This window comes from Chryseobacterium antibioticum, assembly GCF_012927325.1.
GTDB classification, from domain to species: Bacteria; Bacteroidota; Bacteroidia; order Flavobacteriales; family Weeksellaceae; genus Chryseobacterium; species Chryseobacterium antibioticum.
The window spans coordinates 94940-114135 of record NZ_JABBGI010000007.1; the positions used below are offsets into that span (position 1 = coordinate 94940).

10 protein-coding genes are annotated in these 19196 nt (G+C 39.3%); 5 read left to right on the plus strand and 5 right to left on the minus strand.

Annotated features, from left to right (window positions below; genetic code table 11):
• Positions 1–59: 59 nt before the first annotated feature.
• From HHL23_RS07085 to HHL23_RS22475, 5 genes are all read right to left on the minus strand, one after another.
• Positions 60–611 (minus strand): acyl-CoA thioesterase, encoded by a 552-nt coding sequence (locus tag HHL23_RS07085; protein WP_169234114.1) that lies wholly within the window; start codon positions 609–611, stop codon positions 60–62.
• Positions 599–1351: an HU domain-containing protein gene (locus HHL23_RS07090; RefSeq protein WP_169234115.1), complete on the minus strand. Its 753-nt coding sequence runs from the start codon at positions 1349–1351 to the stop codon at positions 599–601. Before HHL23_RS07090 ends, HHL23_RS07085 begins: the two co-directional genes overlap by 13 nt.
• Positions 1352–1489: 138 nt before the next feature.
• Positions 1490–3628: a TonB-dependent receptor gene (locus tag HHL23_RS07095; protein ID WP_169234116.1), complete on the minus strand. Its 2139-nt coding sequence runs from the start codon at positions 3626–3628 to the stop codon at positions 1490–1492.
• 314 nt (positions 3629–3942) lie between these two features.
• Positions 3943–4647 carry a WG repeat-containing protein gene (locus HHL23_RS07100; protein WP_317174673.1) on the minus strand — a complete coding sequence of 235 codons (705 nt, stop codon included), beginning with the start codon at positions 4645–4647 and terminating at the stop codon, positions 3943–3945.
• On the minus strand, positions 4628–4792 hold the full coding sequence (locus HHL23_RS22475; protein ID WP_228464664.1) for a hypothetical protein: 165 nt from the start codon (positions 4790–4792) through the stop codon (positions 4628–4630). Before HHL23_RS22475 ends, HHL23_RS07100 begins: the two co-directional genes overlap by 20 nt.
• 363 nt (positions 4793–5155) lie before the next feature.
• Between HHL23_RS22475 and HHL23_RS07105 the strand changes: the two genes are divergently transcribed.
• The 5 genes from HHL23_RS07105 (at position 5156) to HHL23_RS07125 (ending at position 19002) form a co-directional block, all read left to right on the plus strand.
• Positions 5156–7936, plus strand: a complete 2781-nt coding sequence (locus tag HHL23_RS07105; RefSeq protein ID WP_169234118.1) for a bifunctional aconitate hydratase 2/2-methylisocitrate dehydratase — start codon at positions 5156–5158, stop codon at positions 7934–7936.
• A gap of 325 nt (positions 7937–8261) precedes the next feature.
• Complete coding sequence (locus HHL23_RS07110) at positions 8262–10529, plus strand: aconitate hydratase (RefSeq protein ID WP_169234119.1); 2268 nt, start codon at positions 8262–8264, stop codon at positions 10527–10529.
• Between the two features lie 566 nt (positions 10530–11095).
• Positions 11096–12637 carry a T9SS type A sorting domain-containing protein gene (locus tag HHL23_RS07115; RefSeq protein ID WP_169234120.1) on the plus strand — a complete coding sequence of 514 codons (1542 nt, stop codon included), beginning with the start codon at positions 11096–11098 and terminating at the stop codon, positions 12635–12637.
• 6 nt (positions 12638–12643) lie between these two features.
• A complete protein-coding gene (locus HHL23_RS07120) occupies positions 12644–15418 on the plus strand; it encodes a hypothetical protein (protein ID WP_169234121.1) in 2775 nt (924 codons plus the stop codon).
• Between the two features lie 56 nt (positions 15419–15474).
• Entirely contained in the window at positions 15475–19002 is a 3528-nt protein-coding gene (locus tag HHL23_RS07125; RefSeq protein WP_169234122.1) for a DUF6443 domain-containing protein, read from the plus strand.
• Positions 19003–19196 lie beyond the last annotated feature (194 nt).

Here is a 19196-nt window from a genome sequence, read left to right on the forward strand (position 1 = left end):
TGTGAAAATCTGTGCAGACATTTGTGTTATTTGTGTTTAAGTCTTTACAAAGGCAGAATTTATTTCTTATCCTTCTTTGATTCTTTTACTTCTTCCGGCTCCTGGAACAATTTCTTAAGCTCTACAGAATCAAGAGGTTTCATTCTTCCTGAAAGGATAAGAGAGAGTTCTTTTCTTCTGATGGCCGCAGCATGTCTTAATATTTCTTCTTCTGTTTCCGGGATCATATCCGGGATAGGAATAGGACGGTTGAATTCATCTACCGCAACGAAGGTATAAATCCCTTCATTGGTGTGAATTTTCTTCTGATTGATCGGGTCATCCAACCATACATCTACATACACCTCCATTGAAGTAGAGAAAGCTCTGGATACTTTAGATTCCAGGACTACTACTCCGCCCTCAGGAATAGGATGATTGAAAGAAACGTGGTTAACAGATGCCGTTACTACTCTTCTCTCACAGTGTCTTGCTGCAGAAATGGAAGCACAACGGTCCATTTTTGCCAGAAGCTCACCTCCGAAAAGGTTTCTTAAGGAATTGGTTTCGTTCGGAAGAACAATATTGGTCATGATGGTCAGGGATTCTGACGCTTTTTTTACTTTTGCCATTGAGTCTTAGTGTGGTTTTGAACTGCCGGAGCGGGTTTTGTCCCTTTCCCGGCTGGTTTTGATAATGAATCTTTTTTCAGGGAATCTGAAACTGCTGTTTCCGGCGTATGAACCATTACTTTTATGGTATCTTTTACGATCCTGTGCGTAGAAGTCTGCACAGAAACCTTATCAAAAGATTTTTTTCCGAAAAGAAGTTCTTGCTGGGTAAATGCCAGATAAACAATTCCTAAAACAGGAACAGCAACCAGGAAAATCCAAAGAACAGACTTTTTGAATGTATAATCTTTTTCTCTGTTTTCGGTGGTATTGATCTTTTCTCCATTATTAATATCGGAAAGCCTTATTTCTTCAAGTCCATAGAAATCCGGATGTCCCGATTCTATTCTTTTCCCTTTGAAACGGGCAGTATCTTCTTCAATAGTGATCATTCCAAGGTTTTGAATTTCCAGGGTCTGATCTGCCTGAAGTTTTTTCTTCCAGAAATCCGTCTGGATCTTCAGATCGCTTTTGGAAGCCTCCAGAGACATCTGTTTCTGTGCCGCTATAAAAGCCGCAAGTTCGTCAGACTGTATTTCATAATCTACCGCAAAAACGATCTCGCTTGCGGGCGGAAGGATGCTTCCGTTCTCGGAATTAATAATTGCCTTGGAGTTTTTAAGCGAAAACACACCGAAGCTCGGAACCGTCACAGTTCCAAATTGTTTCAGATATTCTAAAATGTAAGCTGAAATATTCATTTGGCAGCAAATTTATAATTTTTTCATGACTTTTTGAAGAGATTTATCGGATATAAAAAAAGACTGCCGAAACAGTCTTTTGCTAAATAGGTATAAAATTGAATGTATTAAAACCTGTTCGGTAAATTATTTTACAGATTATTGAATTTTCCAGCTGATCCCGAACATAAAATTAGTTCCTGCCTGTGAAAAATAGTAAGGATCACCACCGTAAACTGCACCATTGTTTACATACTTTTTATTGAAAAGGTTATTTACCAGTAATTTTAGCGCAATATCATGATGAGCTAGCGCAAACTGATACTGCGCATTGAAATCTGTCAGGAAATAATCTTTCAGCTCCAGGTTTTTGTCTCCTGTATTATCCAGATTCTGTTTTCCTACATACTGATTCATTAAAGCAAATTGGAAATTTTTATTCGGATTGAACTTCAGACCAAGATTGGCAATAACATTCGGGGAGAACGATATATCGGTATTTCCGAGATTCTGAAGGGTTCCATTACTTTTAATATTAAAATCGAGATTCCTGTTCTGGCTCAGGCTGACATTTCCGGACACTTCCCATTGCTTTGAAAGCTTGGCCAATGCTCCAATCTCAACCCCTCTCCTGTAGCTCTTCCCAGAGTTCGTTCTGATAAACGCACCTACATTATTCAATTGTCCATTCAGCACTAACTGATTGACATAGTACATATAATATAAGTTAGCCGTTACAGACAAAATCCCGAATTGCTTTTCAATACCTGCCTCAAAATCGTGAAGCTTTTCAGCTTTCACTTCATTGTCGCTCATTAAGTCATCTCTGTTCGGTTCGCGCTGAGCATGAGCATAGGAAAAGAACACTTTTCCACTTCCAATCTTGTAATTTACACCCGCTTTCGGATTAAAGAAAAGCCAGTTCTTATTAAGATTTCCACCTTCACCATCTCCGGCATTAAGAATTTTTGTGTTATAATCGATATTTCTGAGCTGAAGATCTCCAAAGAATTCAAAATGCTCTCCTGTTCTCCATAAAGCTTTCGCAAAACCTGCCACTTCAGTTTTTACAGAACGGTTTCTGTAATATTCATATTCATTGATCTGTGGAAAATACACACCAGTAACATTTCCAAAATGTCTTCCGTAATACTGGTTGGCCACTACTCCGAAATTAAGATCTACATGATCCAGTTTTCCATACAACGTGGAAACAGCACCATAAAAATCATTATCTAACCATTTTTTTCTGATAAAATCAGTTTGTTCCACAGCAGATCCGCTCATGATAGGTACCGGCAAATTATAATTGGCATAATGTGTTGCATCTACATCCGTTTCATCTACTCTTTTATAGTTTTCATAATACCCTTTTCCTTTCGTATAGTGGAAAGTGGTTTCTAAACTCCAGTTATCATTGAATTTCTGCTCCCATAAAAGCTGGTAATGATTCTGTCTGTAATTGTCCGTCTCATTATCATAGAACTTCTCTTCTCCTGTAAACAGATCTGTGTACTGTCCTGAATAATTGAATTTTGGATTTGTTTCCCACGTTGGTCGGTCAATTCCATTCCAGGCCTGATAAGTCTTCTCTTTTCCACCGAAAGCCATCAGGCGAAGTCTTGTTTTCCCTTCTTCAAATAATGCTGTGAAATTGTAAGAATCCAGGTTTGATGAAGCTCTGTCAATATATCCGTCAGAATGAATACGCGTATACCTTCCCATCACCGAAAGCCTGTTTTTCCAGAATTTTCCGGAACCCGCTTCCGCTGAATACTTATAGGTATTAAATGAACCATAACTGTCGTCGGTCTTAAAATACATTTTTTCATCCGGCTCTTTGGAGATCACATTGATGCTCGCTCCAAACGCAGAAACCCCGTTATTGGAAGTCCCCACCCCTCTCTGAATGACGATCTGTGAGGCAGAACTTGTAAGATCCGGAACATTCACGAAGAACGTTCCCTGGCTTTCAGAATCATTGTACGGAACACCGTTCATCATCACATTAATTCCTTTCCCAGCCACTCCACGAATCCTGAATCCCGTGTATCCGACTCCGTTTCCAGCATCAGAAGTAGAGATAACAGATGTTTGATTTTTTAAGAGGATAGGAAGATCCTGCCCCAGATTCCTGCTGTCGATATCCTTCTGCACATTGATAATTTCCTTAGCAACGGGAAGTCTTTTGGTAAAATTGACAGCTTCAATTTCCCTGATCTTTAGGGAATCTTTATTTTGAGCCTGGATAAAAGCTACAGCGCCTACGGTAAGGCCAAAAAAAAACAATCCTTTCATTCTATAAATTTTTAAAATTTAATGAATAAAAGGGGCGGATTAAATAATGTAACCATTTACTAATTTAACAGTCTAGCAATGAGAATTGGTATATTGTTATACTGTTCCATTGGTACATTTTAAATTCCCTAAACGGCATTATCCGTTCCAGGTTCATTGGGTATAATCTCAGCCTGTTACAGCACCCCTTTATTTCAGTCGCGAAATTACAAAAAAAATGCGAGATGTCGAGTTTGTGAAGAATCCGGTGTTTTCCGGGAGGCAAGCTGCGCGATTTAATAAAAGCCTAAAGCCTTTTGCTTATAGCTTTCCACCTAATACGTCTTATTTCTGACATCAATATAATAATAGTTCTTCCCATCTTTCGTGACTTCAAACATTCTTCCCAGTTTCCAGCTGAAATTTCTTTTGATGTTGGAATATTCGAAAGGAATGATCACTTTATTATTAACATCTATCACCCCGAATCTGTCATTATGGGAAGCAACGATCCTAGGATCTGCGGTATCGTCGCCTTCCATGATGTATAAATACTGGTATTGAGGATAAATTTTGTAATCTCTGTAGTCTGCGGCATTCACAAATTTGGCTTTTTCAATGATTCCGTAAAAACCATTCAAAACATACGCCTGATACAGCTGTTGCTTATAATCTCCAAACTTACACTTTCCGAGATCAGAATCTTTAAACTGGTAGACTCTTTTCCCTGTTTTGTCCACGCGGTAAGAGATCGTATCTTTTTCTACCGTTGCGTATTCCTCAGTTCCAAATTTCCGTGCTTTTTGATTGGGAGAATTCAAAAGATTGCAATCTTCATAAAAAAAGACAGCGATATGATACTCAGGCTTGATGATGAATTTCCCGTTCTGATTGACGTATCCAAATTTTTCGTTTTCCTTTTTAGGGATCAGCACAGGAAGATCCTGATGGATGACCACCAGATCAGGATTCGGTTTAGCTGCGACAGGTTGCTTCTTTACGATAGTTTTCGTTACATTTTTAACCGACAGCTTCTTCACAGATTTTGTCTGAGAAAAAACGAAAAACGACATCAATACGCACAAAAAATTCAGGATATTTTTCATATTCACCATTTGTGTGCAAAACTACGGCCAAAATAGAAACTATCAAATTCATATTTATAAAGAATCTAAATAATTTCATCCTTATAAAATTTTAAAAATACGTAAATTTGGGAGCACTTTTTAAGTGTTTGATAATCTAAAAACGTTTTGGAGATATAATTTTTGATCGTAATGCTTTCAAAAAAGTGTATAAATCTTACCCAAAGAGAGTTTTTTTAACAAGACAAACCGCAGGTAAACTACTTATACTTCTATAAAGATCATATACTCCACTTCAAAACTGAACATTATCTCACATTTTTTAAGGAGGTAGATGATGTTGTTTATTACTATAGTCGTTTTGCTGCGGCAACTTTAAATGTTTTATTGTAATTTATAACCCTGTTAAGAAAGAATAACAGAACTGACTCTACTTTTAAAAATTTAAAAGACTTCTATTATTATGAATATGTATCAGGATTACATCCAAGAGATTGAGGAAAGAAAAAACCAGGGGCTTCATCCAAAACCAATTGATGGTGCCGGATTATTAAGCGAAATCATTGCACAAATTAAAGACTCAGGTAACGAATATCGATCGGATTCTCTTCAATTTTTCATTTATAACACCCTACCGGGAACAACCAGTGCAGCGGGGGTGAAAGCTCAATTTTTAAAAGAGATCATTCTCGGTAAATCCGTAGTAGAAGAAATATCACCGGCGTTTGCTTTTGAATTATTATCTCACATGAAGGGAGGTCCTTCCATTGAAGTATTGCTTGATCTTGCTTTGGGTAACGATTTATCTATTGCCAAAGAAGCAGCAAACGTTCTTAAGACACAGGTTTTCCTTTATGACGCTGATACGGATCGTCTGAAGGAAGCATTCAATAGCGGTAACCCGATCGCCATGGAGATTATTGAAAGCTACGCAAAAGCTGAGTTCTTCACGAAACTTCCAGAAGTTACTGAAGAAGTAAAAGTGGTTACATTTATCGCCGGTGAAGGTGATATCTCAACCGATTTACTTTCTCCGGGTAACCAGGCTCACTCAAGATCAGACCGTGAACTTCACGGTAAATGTATGATCACTCCTCAGGCACAGGAAGAAATTAAAGCTTTACAGGCACAACATCCTGACAAAAGCGTCATGCTGATTGCTGAAAAAGGAACAATGGGTGTAGGCTCATCAAGAATGTCAGGGGTAAACAACGTGGCTTTATGGACGGGTAAACAAGCAAGCCCATATATTCCCTTCGTAAATATTGCTCCAATTGTAGGAGGAACAAACGGTATTTCTCCAATCTTCCTTACAACGGTTGACGTTACCGGAGGTATTGGTCTTGACCTTAAAAACTGGGTTAAAAAATTGGATGAGAATGGAGAGCCAATTCGTAACGAAGCTGGAGAACCTATCCTTGAAGAAGCTTACTCTGTAGCTACAGGGACTGTTCTTACCATCAATACAAAAACAAAAAAATTATATAACGGAGACCAGGAACTGATTGATATTTCGAAGGCATTCACGCCTCAGAAAATGGAATTCATTAAAGCTGGTGGATCATACGCTATTGTATTCGGTAAAAAACTACAAACATTTGCTGCGAAACTTTTAGGAATAGAAACACCTCTTGTTTTTGCTCCGTCAAAAGAAATTTCTCACGAAGGACAAGGTCTTACCGCAGTAGAAAAAATATTTAACAGAAATGCAGTTGGTTCAACACCAGGAAAAGTGTTACACGCTGGTTCTGATGTTCGTGTAGAAGTAAACATCGTTGGATCTCAGGACACAACAGGTCTTATGACTGCTCAGGAACTGGAATCAATGGCGGCAACTGTAATTTCGCCAATTGTTGACGGTGCATACCAGTCTGGCTGTCACACTGCTTCAGTTTGGGATAAAAAGGCGCAGGCTAATATTCCAAAACTAATGAAATTTATGAACGAGTTCGGTTTGATCACAGCCCGTGACCCGAAAGGTGAATATCACGCCATGACCGACGTAATTCACAAAGTTCTTAACGATATAACGATAGACGAGTGGGCGATCATCATTGGTGGTGACTCTCATACAAGAATGTCTAAAGGGGTTGCTTTCGGAGCTGACTCTGGAACGGTAGCATTAGCTTTAGCAACAGGTGAAGCTTCTATGCCAATTCCGGAATCTGTAAAAGTGACTTTTAAAGGGGATATGAAAGAACATATGGATTTCCGTGATGTGGTTCATGCTACCCAAGCTCAAATGCTTAAACAGTTTGGAGGAGAAAACGTATTCCAGGGAAGAATCATTGAGGTCCACATCGGAACACTTCCTGCTGACCAGGCCTTTACATTTACAGACTGGACTGCAGAAATGAAAGCTAAAGCGTCCATCAATATTTCTGAAGACGAAACCTTAATCGAATCATTGGAAATTGCAAAAGGCAGAATCCAGATCATGATCGACAAGGGCATGGATAATCATAACCAGGTTCTTCAGGGATTGATTAATAAAGCGGATAAGAGAATCGCTGAGATCAGATCAGGGGAAAAACCAGCTTTAACTCCGGATTCCAATGCTAAATATTATGCTGAAGTTGTTGTTGACCTTGATATCATTGTAGAGCCAATGATTGCTGACCCGGATGTAAACAATGATGATGTTTCCAAGAGATATACTCACGATACGATAAGAACGCTTTCTTTCTATGGAGGCGAGAAAAAAGTAGATCTTGGTTTTGTTGGATCTTGCATGGTTCACAAAGGCGATTTAAAGATCGTTTCTCAAATGCTTAGAAATATTGAAAAGCAACAAGGGAAAGTAGAGTTCAACGCTCCTCTTGTAGTAGCAGCTCCAACGTATAATATTATTGATGAATTGAAAGCGGAAGGAGACTGGGAATTTTTAGAAAAATATTCCGGTTTTGAATTTGATGATAACGCCCCTAAAGGTGAAGCACGTGTTGAATACAAAAACATGATGTATCTGGAACGTCCTGGCTGTAACCTTTGTATGGGTAACCAGGAGAAAGCGGCTAAAGGAGATACGGTATTGGCAACTTCTACCCGTCTTTTCCAGGGAAGAGTGGTTGAGGATTCTGAACGTAAAAAAGGAGAATCTTTATTGGCTTCAACTCCGGTTGTTGTACTTTCTGCAATCTTTGGAAGAATTCCTAATATAGATGAATACAAAGCTGCCGTTGAAGGTATTGACCTGACTAAATTCGCTCCGCCGATTAAGGAGCTGGTTCAGGTTGGTCATTAATAGCATTTGACGATAAGCCTTACGGCTATTTCAAAAAATATAAAATTGAAAGATTTTGGTCCTGCGGGATTCAAAATCTTTCAATTTTTGTTTAGAACCTTTCCATTTAAGACCGATTAACAATTATTTTAAATAAAATTGAGAAACGAAATTCCATTTTTTCTTAACTTGATAGAAATAAAACATCCTGATTATTGATTAGAAATATCCTTTTTATACATCGAAGGAACAGTATTTGATGAATTGTAGTAACAAAAGAATTTCCGCTTTAAACCTTAATTATGGCGGAAAAGTTTATTTGAAAAAAGAAAAATTAAATTAAGATATGACTTTTGATATTGATATGATCAAAAAAGTGTACGAACGTTACCCCGAAAGGATTGCTGCGGCAAGACAAATCGTGGGAAAACCACTTACACTTTCAGAAAAAATCCTTTACACCCACTTATGGGAAGGAAATGCTACATCAGCACATGAAAGAGGAAACTCTTATGTAGATTTCGCACCAGATAGAGTAGCTATGCAGGATGCAACGGCGCAGATGGCACTTTTACAGTTTATGCAGGCGGGAAAAGCTAAAGTAGCCGTTCCTTCAACCGCTCATGCCGATCACCTGATTCAGGCAAGAGTAGGTGCAGAATCCGATTTGCAGGAAGGGATCAACAAAAACTCTGAGGTTTTCAACTTCCTGAGTTCTGTTTGTGATAAATATGGTATTGGTTTCTGGAAGCCCGGAGCTGGTATCATCCACCAGGTGGTGCTGGAGAATTATGCATTCCCGGGAGGTATGATGATCGGTACTGACTCTCATACGGTAAATGCAGGTGGTTTAGGAATGGTCGCCATTGGTGTAGGTGGTGCTGATGCAGTAGACGTGATGGCCGGAATGGCCTGGGAGCTTAAAATGCCCAAACTTATCGGTATAAAATTAACCGGTAAAATGAGCGGATGGACGTCTGCAAAAGACGTTATCCTAAAAGTAGCAGGTATTCTTACCGTAAAAGGTGGAACAGGATGCATCGTAGAATATTTCGGAGAAGGAGCACAATCTCTTTCAGCAACAGGTAAAGGAACCATCTGTAACATGGGTGCTGAAATCGGAGCGACCACTTCTACTTTCGGATACGATGATTCCATGAGAAGATATTTAGCAGCAACCGGAAGACAGGATGTCGTAGATGCGGCTGACAAAATAGCAGAACATTTAACAGGTGATGCTGAAGTATATGCGAACCCTGAGCAATATTTTGATCAGGTAATCGAGATCAACCTTTCTGAACTTACACCACACTTAAACGGACCTTTCACTCCCGACTTAGCAACACCTGTAGCTGAATTCAGAGCTAAAGCTGAAGCTAACGGATGGCCAATAGAGGTAGAATGGGCATTGATCGGTTCTTGTACCAACTCTTCTTATGAAGATTTATCAAGAGCAGCTTCTATCGTAGAAGATGCGGTAGCAAAAGGGGTTAAACCAAAAGCTATCTTAGGGATTAATCCAGGTTCTGAGCAGGTGAAATTCACAGCGGAAAGAGACGGATTCTTGGATTCTTTCAGAAAATTTGAGAATACGAGAATCTTTACGAATGCTTGTGGACCTTGTATCGGACAGTGGGACAGAGAAGGTGCTGATAAAGGAGAGAAAAACTCCATCATCCACTCTTTCAACAGAAACTTTGCCAAAAGAGCTGACGGTAACCCGAATACACACGCTTTCGTAGCTTCTCCGGAAATGGTAGCTGCAGTAGCGATCTCAGGAAGATTAGACTTCAATCCAATTACAGATACATTAACCGCAGAAAACGGAGAGCAAGTGAAGCTGAATGAGCCTAAAGGTTCTGAACTTCCTGCAAAAGGTTTTGCTGTGGATGACAACGGATATCAGGCTCCTTCTGAAGACGGTTCTTCAGTAGTAGTGAACGTAAGTCCTACTTCAGACAGACTTCAGTTATTGGAAGAATTCCCTGCTTGGGACGGTAAAAACATCGAAGGCGCTAAGGTATTGATCAAAGCGTTCGGAAAGTGTACTACTGACCACATTTCTATGGCTGGACCATGGTTGAAATACAGAGGACACCTTGATAATATTTCAAACAATATGTTGATTGGAGCTGTTAATGCCTACAACATGGAAACCAACCACGTTAAAAATGAATTAACGGGTGAATTTGGTGAAGTTCCTGCTGTACAGAGAGCATACAAAGCCGCTGGTATTCCTACCATCGTCGTTGGAGACCAAAACTATGGCGAAGGTTCTTCAAGAGAGCACGCGGCTATGGAACCAAGACATCTTGGTGTAAAAGCAGTATTGGTAAAATCATTCGCGAGAATCCATGAAACAAACCTTAAAAAACAAGGGATGTTGGGAATTACTTTCGCTAATGAAGCGGATTATGACAAAATCCAGGAAGATGACACCGTTAACTTCTTAGATCTTGATCAATTTGCTCCAGGAAAGCAGCTGACTTTAGAATTCGTACACGCTGACGGAACTAAAGACATCATCATGGCGAACCATACTTACAACAATCAGCAGATCGATTGGTTTAAGGCAGGTTCTGCCCTTAACCTGATTAAGAGACAGGAAAATTAATTAAATCTAACAATTAATTATAGTAAAGCGGCTTCCTTGGAAGCCGCTTTTTATTTGATCTTATTCAGAAGATGGCCCCGGTAGCTTTCTCCGATTGGGATTTCCTGTTTGGAAAGCATAACAATTTTCCTTTTTAAACCATAAAAGAATTTACCCAGCAATAATCAGATATTGATAGTCACTTTCCAGCCCTTATCAAGCTTTTCGATTTAAATCTATTCCACCAGATAATTGCTTGATTAGACATAACATTACGCTTTTTAATGAAAATAATTCTTTGCAAAAATCTCTTTAAAGTATGTTTTTTTATTTATGATTCTACGATGAAAATAAATATTATATTGACCTCATAAAAATAAAATAAAATGAAAAAAAATAATACGACCTACTTTGTCGTCCACTGATTATATATTTGTTATAGTAATACTTAACAGCATTTAAAAACACACCGAAAAGTGATAAAACTAATATTAAATCTCATCAAAGAGATATTGCAGGAGCGTTAAAAATTGTTAAATTTGCGCAACTTTTATTAAAAACTAACATTAACTCAAATACACAAACAGATGAAGAAATTCTACTCCGGTGCATGTATTCTATGCACTATCCTGGGACTTTCTGGCCAGGAAATATTGTGGCAGAAAGAAATCAAATCCTCTACTCAGGATTTTTTAAGTCAGGTAACGACAACAATAGATCAACAGTATCTAATTACAGGAAGTTCGATCCAATCCCAGAAATTTTCAACGGAAAAAAAACAAAATAGCGGCTATGATTTTCATCTGGTTAAACTCAACCAACAGGGTGAACAGGTTTGGGAAAGATATTTTTCGGGACAGAATCATGACTATCTATCCGCAACCGTTTCTACACAGGAAGGAGGAAGTCTTCTGGCAGGGACAAGCTATTCCAACAAAGGTCTGGATAAAAAAGAAGATTCTAAAGGAGGCTCCGACATTTGGTTGATCAGGATCAATGAATTTGGAGATGAGCTTTGGCAAAAAACCTTGGGAAGTTCCTCAGATGAAGAAGCAAGATCAGTCATTCAAACGACTGATCTGGGATTCTTTGTGGCTGGAAATGTCCAAAACTCAAGCAAAGGTTACGGATCAGAAGATGTTTTGATTATAAAACTCGATAAAAATGGAAAAGAGTTGTCTCAATCGATTTTAGGAGGAAAGGGACTCGATGAAGTAGAGAAAATGATTCCAACTAAAGATGGTGGTGCCTTGTTAGGGATCTATTCCAGAAGCAATCTGGGCGGTTCAAAGAAGTCCGAAAATTATGGTGAAGGTGATTTTTGGGTAATCAAATTGGATAAATCCGGAAAAACAGAATGGGAAAAGAATTTTGGTGGAAAGGGCGACGACCACCTCCGAACATTGGCTTTGACATCTACTGGCTATGTTATCGGTGGAGAATCGAGATCCGAAAGATCAGGAAATAAAAGTGTTGGTATTGAGGAAGGAACAGATCTTTGGTTGATTTCTTTAAACGAAAGAGGTGAAGAGATCTGGCAGAAGTCTTACAATTTCAAAAACAGAGACATACTGATGGGTATGAGTGTACTTAATTCAGCAGATGATAAAACTTCAAAAGGGTTACTTTTAGGGGGATACACGCAGGCAGAAGGAAGAATTGAAACCGATGATGAAAAATTCTGGATGCTTTACCTAAACCAAGACGGAAATGAGCAGTGGAGAAAATATGTGAAAGGAGACAAGAGACAAAGAGAGGAGAGACTTTCAGACTTAAAGCTAAACCGTGATGGTTCTATTATTTTAGCAGGAACCAGTGCCGAAGAACTTGGAAAAGAGAACTGGAAAATAGTGAAGCTTGGAGATAAGCAGCTTGACCAGTTAATCGAAAAACAAGACATCAAAATCTATCCGAATCCTGTTTCAGACTATGCTTACGTTGAAATAGGCTTTGACTTTAAAGAAGCTGATATTATCCTTTACGATATGGGAGGAAGACAGCTTCAGAGCTTGAAAACGAAGAATAAAGTGACCAAGTTCAATACGCAGAACTTGATTCAGGGGGCTTATCTGGTGACTATAAAAACGGATACGAATAAAACAGCAAACGCAAAACTCATAAAGAAATAACCAAAGATGAAAAAAATAATACTTAGTGCTTTTTTATTAACTGCTCTTTTAGGAAATATCAGCATTTCCGCACAGGATAAAATAGGCCTTCAAAAATATGACTATGTAACCAATGGGGATACCAACATGTACCAAGGGATTCCCAATATAGCATTTCCCCTGCTTCATCTGTCTGTACCGACTTCAGGGATCAATGTCAATCTTTCCATGAGCTATACCACAGAAAGCGCATCAGGAATGAGTCTTATCAGCGATGTTGGGAAGGGCTGGAATCTTTCCGGTGTGGGAAGCATCGTCCGGTACAGAACCCATCTGGAAAAAGATTACTATACAGAAGGCGCAGATGAAGCCAAATCAGATGTATTTGCCTATAATTATCCCGGAGGAAGCGGAAAATTTTATATTGGAATGGATAAGGTCAGTCATGTGCTGACCGCAGTGTTTACCTCTCCCTCCAATGATAAAATAATCATTACCCCGGACAGTACACGCCCCAATCGGGTAAGCTCATTTACCATTATTGATACCAAAGGGAACCGTTATCTCTTTGATAAGCTCAATATCAATAAAATGCACTTGGGAGAGGTGAATGGTGAAACCGTAATGAATACCAAGCTTATCAACAGTGCTTTTCTTTTATCAAAAATATTTAATGTCAAAAATGAAGAAACGGCAGCGATAGAATACGAGACCACAACTGAAGTGGTAAGTACGGCTATAGGCTCCATTCAGCAGCAGAAAATAAAGAAAATAACAGCACATGGCATAGGAAGTATCGAATATCTCTACCGGCCTAACGCAGCTCCTCATTCGTTGAACAGCCAGAATAAAAGAGACTGGTATGTGCTTGAAAAAGTAATGTTGAAGGATACTGGTGGTAAAATGATCAACCAATATTCATTTAACAATTTATCAACCTATCTCAGGGAGTTAATTAACCTTGATAAAAACGGTAATACTGTTCAAAAATTTTCTTTTGAATATAACCATGAAATCTATGATGATAACAGCCTGGATGCATTTGGATACCCCAATGAATATGTAAGCTGCCAATTTGATCAGGGTGAACTGCGTTCTCCAAGAAGTACTAACCGGAATGCCAGTTCCTACGGAACACTGAAACGTATTATACTTCCAACGGGGGGAATCACGGAATATGAATTTGAGCCCAATTCCATCCCCGTACAGCAGAGAGTGTGTCAGGAAAATATATGCTTCTATGATAATCACGACTTTGACAAAATTTATACCCTGAATTTTGACATGAACCTTTCCTATGTTTATACGTTCAGTCTACCCCCCGGATACCAGGATAAAATCTTTGTCAAGTATACTTATGACCTGCATCCTACCCCACCTCCAAAACCGGGTGTATCCAATGAAATAGAATATACGGTCAATGATTATTCAGGTGATCCTTTTATGGACTGTGACATTAAAACATTTGCTAACCCATCAACCCTTAATGTTCAGTTTACAGGAACAAGAAAGGGATATGGCACCCTGGAGATCTATGCTGCCAAACAGCAAAAAAAGGATGAAAATGAATATGGGTACGGACTGAGAGTCAAAAGTGTGAAAAACTTTAATCCGGGTTCAGCTATTCCATTAAGTCATATCACCTATGATTATAACAGCTTTTCCAACCCTTCCGTTTCCAGTGGTGTAGGCTTCGATTATTTTTCCATGGAACCAAGTATTTTTTCAGAGCCGGAAAGAGCCAATGGATATATAGGTTACACCCAAATTAAAATGACCGATATGATAGGGGGAAACTACTCCAAATATTATTATCTGCCTTTAGAAGAAATTGCTCCCGGAATACAGCCTTCCTTTCCATCATTGGACAAAGATATGGGGTCTTATCTGAGAGCGGCGGGAATGCTTAAGAAAAAAGAAGATTACAGCCCGACAGGTCAGATTCTGCAGAAAACAGAAATGAGCTATCAGTTTAAGGATATTCCGGTGGCTAATGTCATCAACGGGACAAGTCCTGTGAAAAAGATCAATATTTTCAAGCAGGCTTCTACTACAGAAGCTTATATTTCCGGAACCGCTAAAAAACTGGTTTCAACTTCAGAAAGTAATTTTGAAGATACCTACAATAACATGGTGTCCTCTAAGGAAACCCTGTCCGACGGAACGGTAGTGGAAAAATCAATTCTTTACCCGGCTGAAAAAGGTGTACAGAAACTACTCAGTGCCAATATGGTGGATATTCCTCTGGAAACCTCTACCAAAAAGAACGGAGATCTGGTAGGAAAAGCAGAAACCAAATTTGATGATCCTTCCACGGTGTACCCTACCTCTGTGGTGGGTTACAATAGACAAACCCAAAGCTCATTTACAGCCTCTACAATGGATGTCTACGACTCTAAAGGAAACCTTGTTCAGGTCACCGGGAAAAACGGAATTCCGAGTACAACGATCTGGGGATATTACCAGACGAAGCCTATTGCTGTGATCGGTGGTACAGCCTATTCCCAGGTCGCATCCCTTGCAACAGTTACTGCTGCCATAACTGCTTCCAATGCAGATCATGACAATCCTGCTAATGAGCCCGCATTGTTACAGGCTTTGGAAGCCTTAAGAAAAGATCCGGCTCTGAAGAATTACAGTGTAACGGCATCCACCTATGATCCAATGGTTGGGGTAACGAATTCTATTTCGGCTAACGGGATCAGAACAGTGAATATCTATGATAATGCCAACAGGCTGATGAAAGTAACCGACTCGGAAGGAAAGACATTACAGGAGACTCAGTACAACTACAAACACTAATAATGATGAATAAAAAATTAATTAATAGAAAAGCACTGTTCGGTGAAACTAAGCGGATGAAAAATCATTTTTCACTTTTCACTCTTCTCTTTTCATTCACCACGGTTTTTGCGCAAACCAATCTCAGCACCGCTGAGAACTATATTTATACCAAAAACTGTCTGGATGCAGACTGTATCAAAAAATCAGAAACCGTTCAGTATTTTGACGGACTGGGAAGACCCGTTCAGACCGTTGCCATTAAAGCAACACCTCTTGGAAGAGATGTCGTAATGCCTGTAGAATATGATTCCAAAGGACGTGAAGCCAAAAGCTATCTTCCGGTTCCACAAAGCGGAACAATGAACGGAGCTATTTATACCAATCCGCTGGGTAATGCTTCATCAGCAGGATATGGCAATGAAAAGATCTATGCCGAAAAGATCTATGATAACACCTATATGGGGAGGGTAAACCAGATGGTCCCAGCCGGAAATGCATGGTCCCAGAAGCCTGTGAATATGAGTTATGACACCAATGCTGACGGTGAGGTAAAGAAATATACCATCAGTACAGCATGGCTGGAAGGCAGAACAGAATCAGGGATTGCATGGTCAGGAACGTATGCTGTCAACCAGCTTAGTAAAACTTCCGTTACCGACCCGGATGGAAATATCACCACAGAATTCCAGAACGGTGAAGGGCAAACCATCCTTGTGAGAAAAAATGATGGGAGTCAGAATGTAGACACCTATTATCTGTACGATAAATATGGTCAGCTGGCCTATGTCATTCCCCCACTGGGCGCAGGAACTACAGTTCCCGATCAGGCAACACTGGATAAGCTGTGCTACCAGTACCGCTATGACGGATTGGGAAAGCTTGTGGAGAAAAAAGTTCCGGGAAAAGGCTGGGAATATATGGTCTATGATAAGCAGGACCGAATCGTAGCGGTGCAGGATGCCGTTATGAGAGCCAAGGGACAATGGCTGTATACCAAGTATGACCAGTTCGGAAGAGTAGCTATTACAGGAATCGGAACAGGCGGTACAAGAAATGCTGAACAGGCTGTTGTTGATGGATATGGCTCCAATAATGTAAACAGACTGGATGCTGCTCTTTTTGAAAGACAGGGTATGCAGGTATATTATGGAAATCAAGACAGCACCTATCCAAACTCTACCAAATGGGGCACTTTACTGTCTCTGAATTACTATGACACTTACCCTGCATACAGCTTTAATCCCGCCTTTCCTTCCACCGTATTGGGACAGGCTATTATCACTGACACCCAGCACGCTTCGGTGAATACCCAGGCCATGCCTACGTTAAGTCTTGTGAAAAATATTGAGGACGACAACTGGACCAAAAGCTATGTCTATTACGACACAAAAGGAAGAGCCGTAGGAACCTATGCCATTAACCATCTGGGTGGATACACCCGGACAGAAACCGAACTGGATTTTGCGGGAGTGGCCAAACAAACCAAGGTCTATCACAAAAGACTCGGTACAGATACCGAAAGGGTGATCTCCCAAAGCTTTGAGTACGACAGCCAGAACCGCGTGATGAAGCACCGCCATCAGGTAGACAGCGGTGCTGTAGAATTACTGGCAGACAACACATACAATGAGCTGTCCCAGCTTTCCAATAAGAAAGTGGGAGGTGGTCTGGAGAGTATTGATTATCAGTATGACATCCGTGGGGCGCTTAGCAAAATCAATGATCCGGCTGCTTTGGGAACTAGGCTTTTCGGCTATGAGCTGAAATATTTCAATCCCCAGAATACCACCCAGGGTTCTACAGGGAAATACAATGGCAATATTACGGAAGTAACATGGAAAACGGCTTCGGACCAGGTTTTAAGGCAGTATAATTACCAGTATGATGGCCTCAACAGGCTTAAGAAAGGAATTTATTCTGAACCGGGAACTTCCGTTCCTCAAAACGGATTCTTTAATGAAACGTTAGCCTATGACCTGAACGGAAATATTACTTCTCTGCAGAGAAATGGAAAAAGTGCTTCAGGAACAGCGCAGCTCATTGACGATCTTACCTATAATTATACAGGAAACAGGCTTAATACTGTTACAGATACCTCAGGAAATTACAGTGGCTATCCCGATACCTCAGGGAATACCATTTCCTATGACGATAACGGGAATATGAAGGACCATATAGATAAAGGGGTTTTGCAGATCGATTACAACTTGCTGAACCTTCCGGGCAAAATAACTTTTGACAAAACCTATCGTGTTCGAAATTTAGTAACAGGAAGTACCACAAATCGTAACGTTACTACCAACTATATTTTTAAAGCAGATGGTACAAAACTACGTAAAGTATATAAATATGGCGGAGAATTGTTTGTCGGCGAGGTTTCCATTTCCACAGATTATCTTGATGGATTTCAGTATGAATCCCCAACGGCATCAAGTCCTTTTATTTTGAAATTCGTCCCTACCGCTGAAGGCTATTACAATTTTGAAAATAATAAGTATATTTACAGCTATACCGACCATTTGGGAAATGTACGTTTAAGCTACTCTAAAAACTCAACTGGCAGCGCAGAAGTTCTCGAAGAAAATAATTATTATCCGTTCGGTTTAAAACATGAGGGCTATAATATTTTATATGGAAATCCTGCTTACAACTATGAATATAATGGAAAAGAATTGCAGAAAGAAACAGGCTGGAGTGATTATGGAGCAAGAATGTACATGAGTGATATAGGAAGATGGGGTGTAATTGATCCATTAGCTGAAGCATCAAGAAGGTTTTCTCCTTATAATTATGCTTATGATAATCCTATCAGTTTTATAGATCCGGATGGAAGAAAGCCACAAAGCCCGGATGCTGTAGCTGAATCCGTTATGTTTCCTAAATCCCTTTGGAGTTTTTACATGGGAGGAGGCAGCACAGATAAAGAGGCTCTTATGGATTTTATCGCGCAAAATAATGGATGGGGAGCATTTCAGAATTTAGTAAACCCTACAGGAGGCGGTGGCGGTGGTGGAGGAAGTATTGCCTTTGGACAGACACAACAATATAGAGATATGATAGCTTCTCTTTATTTCTCAGGGATTGATTTTTCAAAATATGGACTTGATGATCCGACACCTAAAAGAAAATATTTGAAAAATGAAACGAATTTCAATCGCTGGTCTGGTATTCAGACAACTAAACAACAATATCAATTAGATCATAAAAATGCTTTTTTAGAATTAGATCAAACTATCGAAAAAATTGAAGGATTTATGGGACCAATAGATGATGTACTTGAATGGACTCCTGCTGTTTCAGGTTTTAAAGACGCATATGATTTTTTAAAAGACGTTGGAGCAAGAGCTAATCCAGCATCGCTTATATTTGCAGTTGGAGGGATAACTATTGCACTTGAAAAGTACCAAGCAGGTGAGTTTGTAAATATGTATAAGAGTGTAAAGAAAAACTATCAAAATATACATGATAGCCATCCTTCGACTTATAGCGGAATAACGGTAAATAGAACTATAATTATAGGACCTCAAAACCATATTTGGTCACAATATAGTTTTTATGATATTAGTACACATAAATATTTAGGGGGTCAAACATTTGAATAATTGCATAATGAAGTTAAAATTAAATTTTTTTGTATTGGTGCTGACGGTTATAATTTTTCTTATTAGAATTTTTTATAAGGAATCCATTCCTATTTTTAATAAAAATTTTGATTTATTATTTGGTATATATTTGGATAAAGTTGTAATATATATATATCAAATTCTTGTTATGACTTTGGTAACATCTGTCAAAA

Excerpts from the sequence above, each read along its gene's own strand:
- HHL23_RS07085 (WP_169234114.1), bottom strand. The coding sequence starts at position 611 with ATGGCAAAAGTAAAAAAAGCGTCAGAATCCCTGACCATCATGACCAAT.
- HHL23_RS07090 (WP_169234115.1), bottom strand. The coding sequence starts at position 1,351 with ATGAATATTTCAGCTTACATTTTAGAATATCTGAAACAATTTGGAACT.
- HHL23_RS07095 (WP_169234116.1), bottom strand. The coding sequence starts at position 3,628 with ATGAAAGGATTGTTTTTTTTTGGCCTTACCGTAGGCGCTGTAGCTTTT.
- HHL23_RS22475 (WP_228464664.1), bottom strand. The coding sequence starts at position 4,792 with ATGAAATTATTTAGATTCTTTATAAATATGAATTTGATAGTTTCTATT.
- HHL23_RS07105 (WP_169234118.1), top strand. The coding sequence starts at position 5,156 with ATGAATATGTATCAGGATTACATCCAAGAGATTGAGGAAAGAAAAAAC.
- HHL23_RS07110 (WP_169234119.1), top strand. The coding sequence starts at position 8,262 with ATGACTTTTGATATTGATATGATCAAAAAAGTGTACGAACGTTACCCC.
- HHL23_RS07115 (WP_169234120.1), top strand. The coding sequence starts at position 11,096 with ATGAAGAAATTCTACTCCGGTGCATGTATTCTATGCACTATCCTGGGA.
- HHL23_RS07120 (WP_169234121.1), top strand. The coding sequence starts at position 12,644 with ATGAAAAAAATAATACTTAGTGCTTTTTTATTAACTGCTCTTTTAGGA.
- HHL23_RS07125 (WP_169234122.1), top strand. The coding sequence starts at position 15,475 with ATGAAAAATCATTTTTCACTTTTCACTCTTCTCTTTTCATTCACCACG.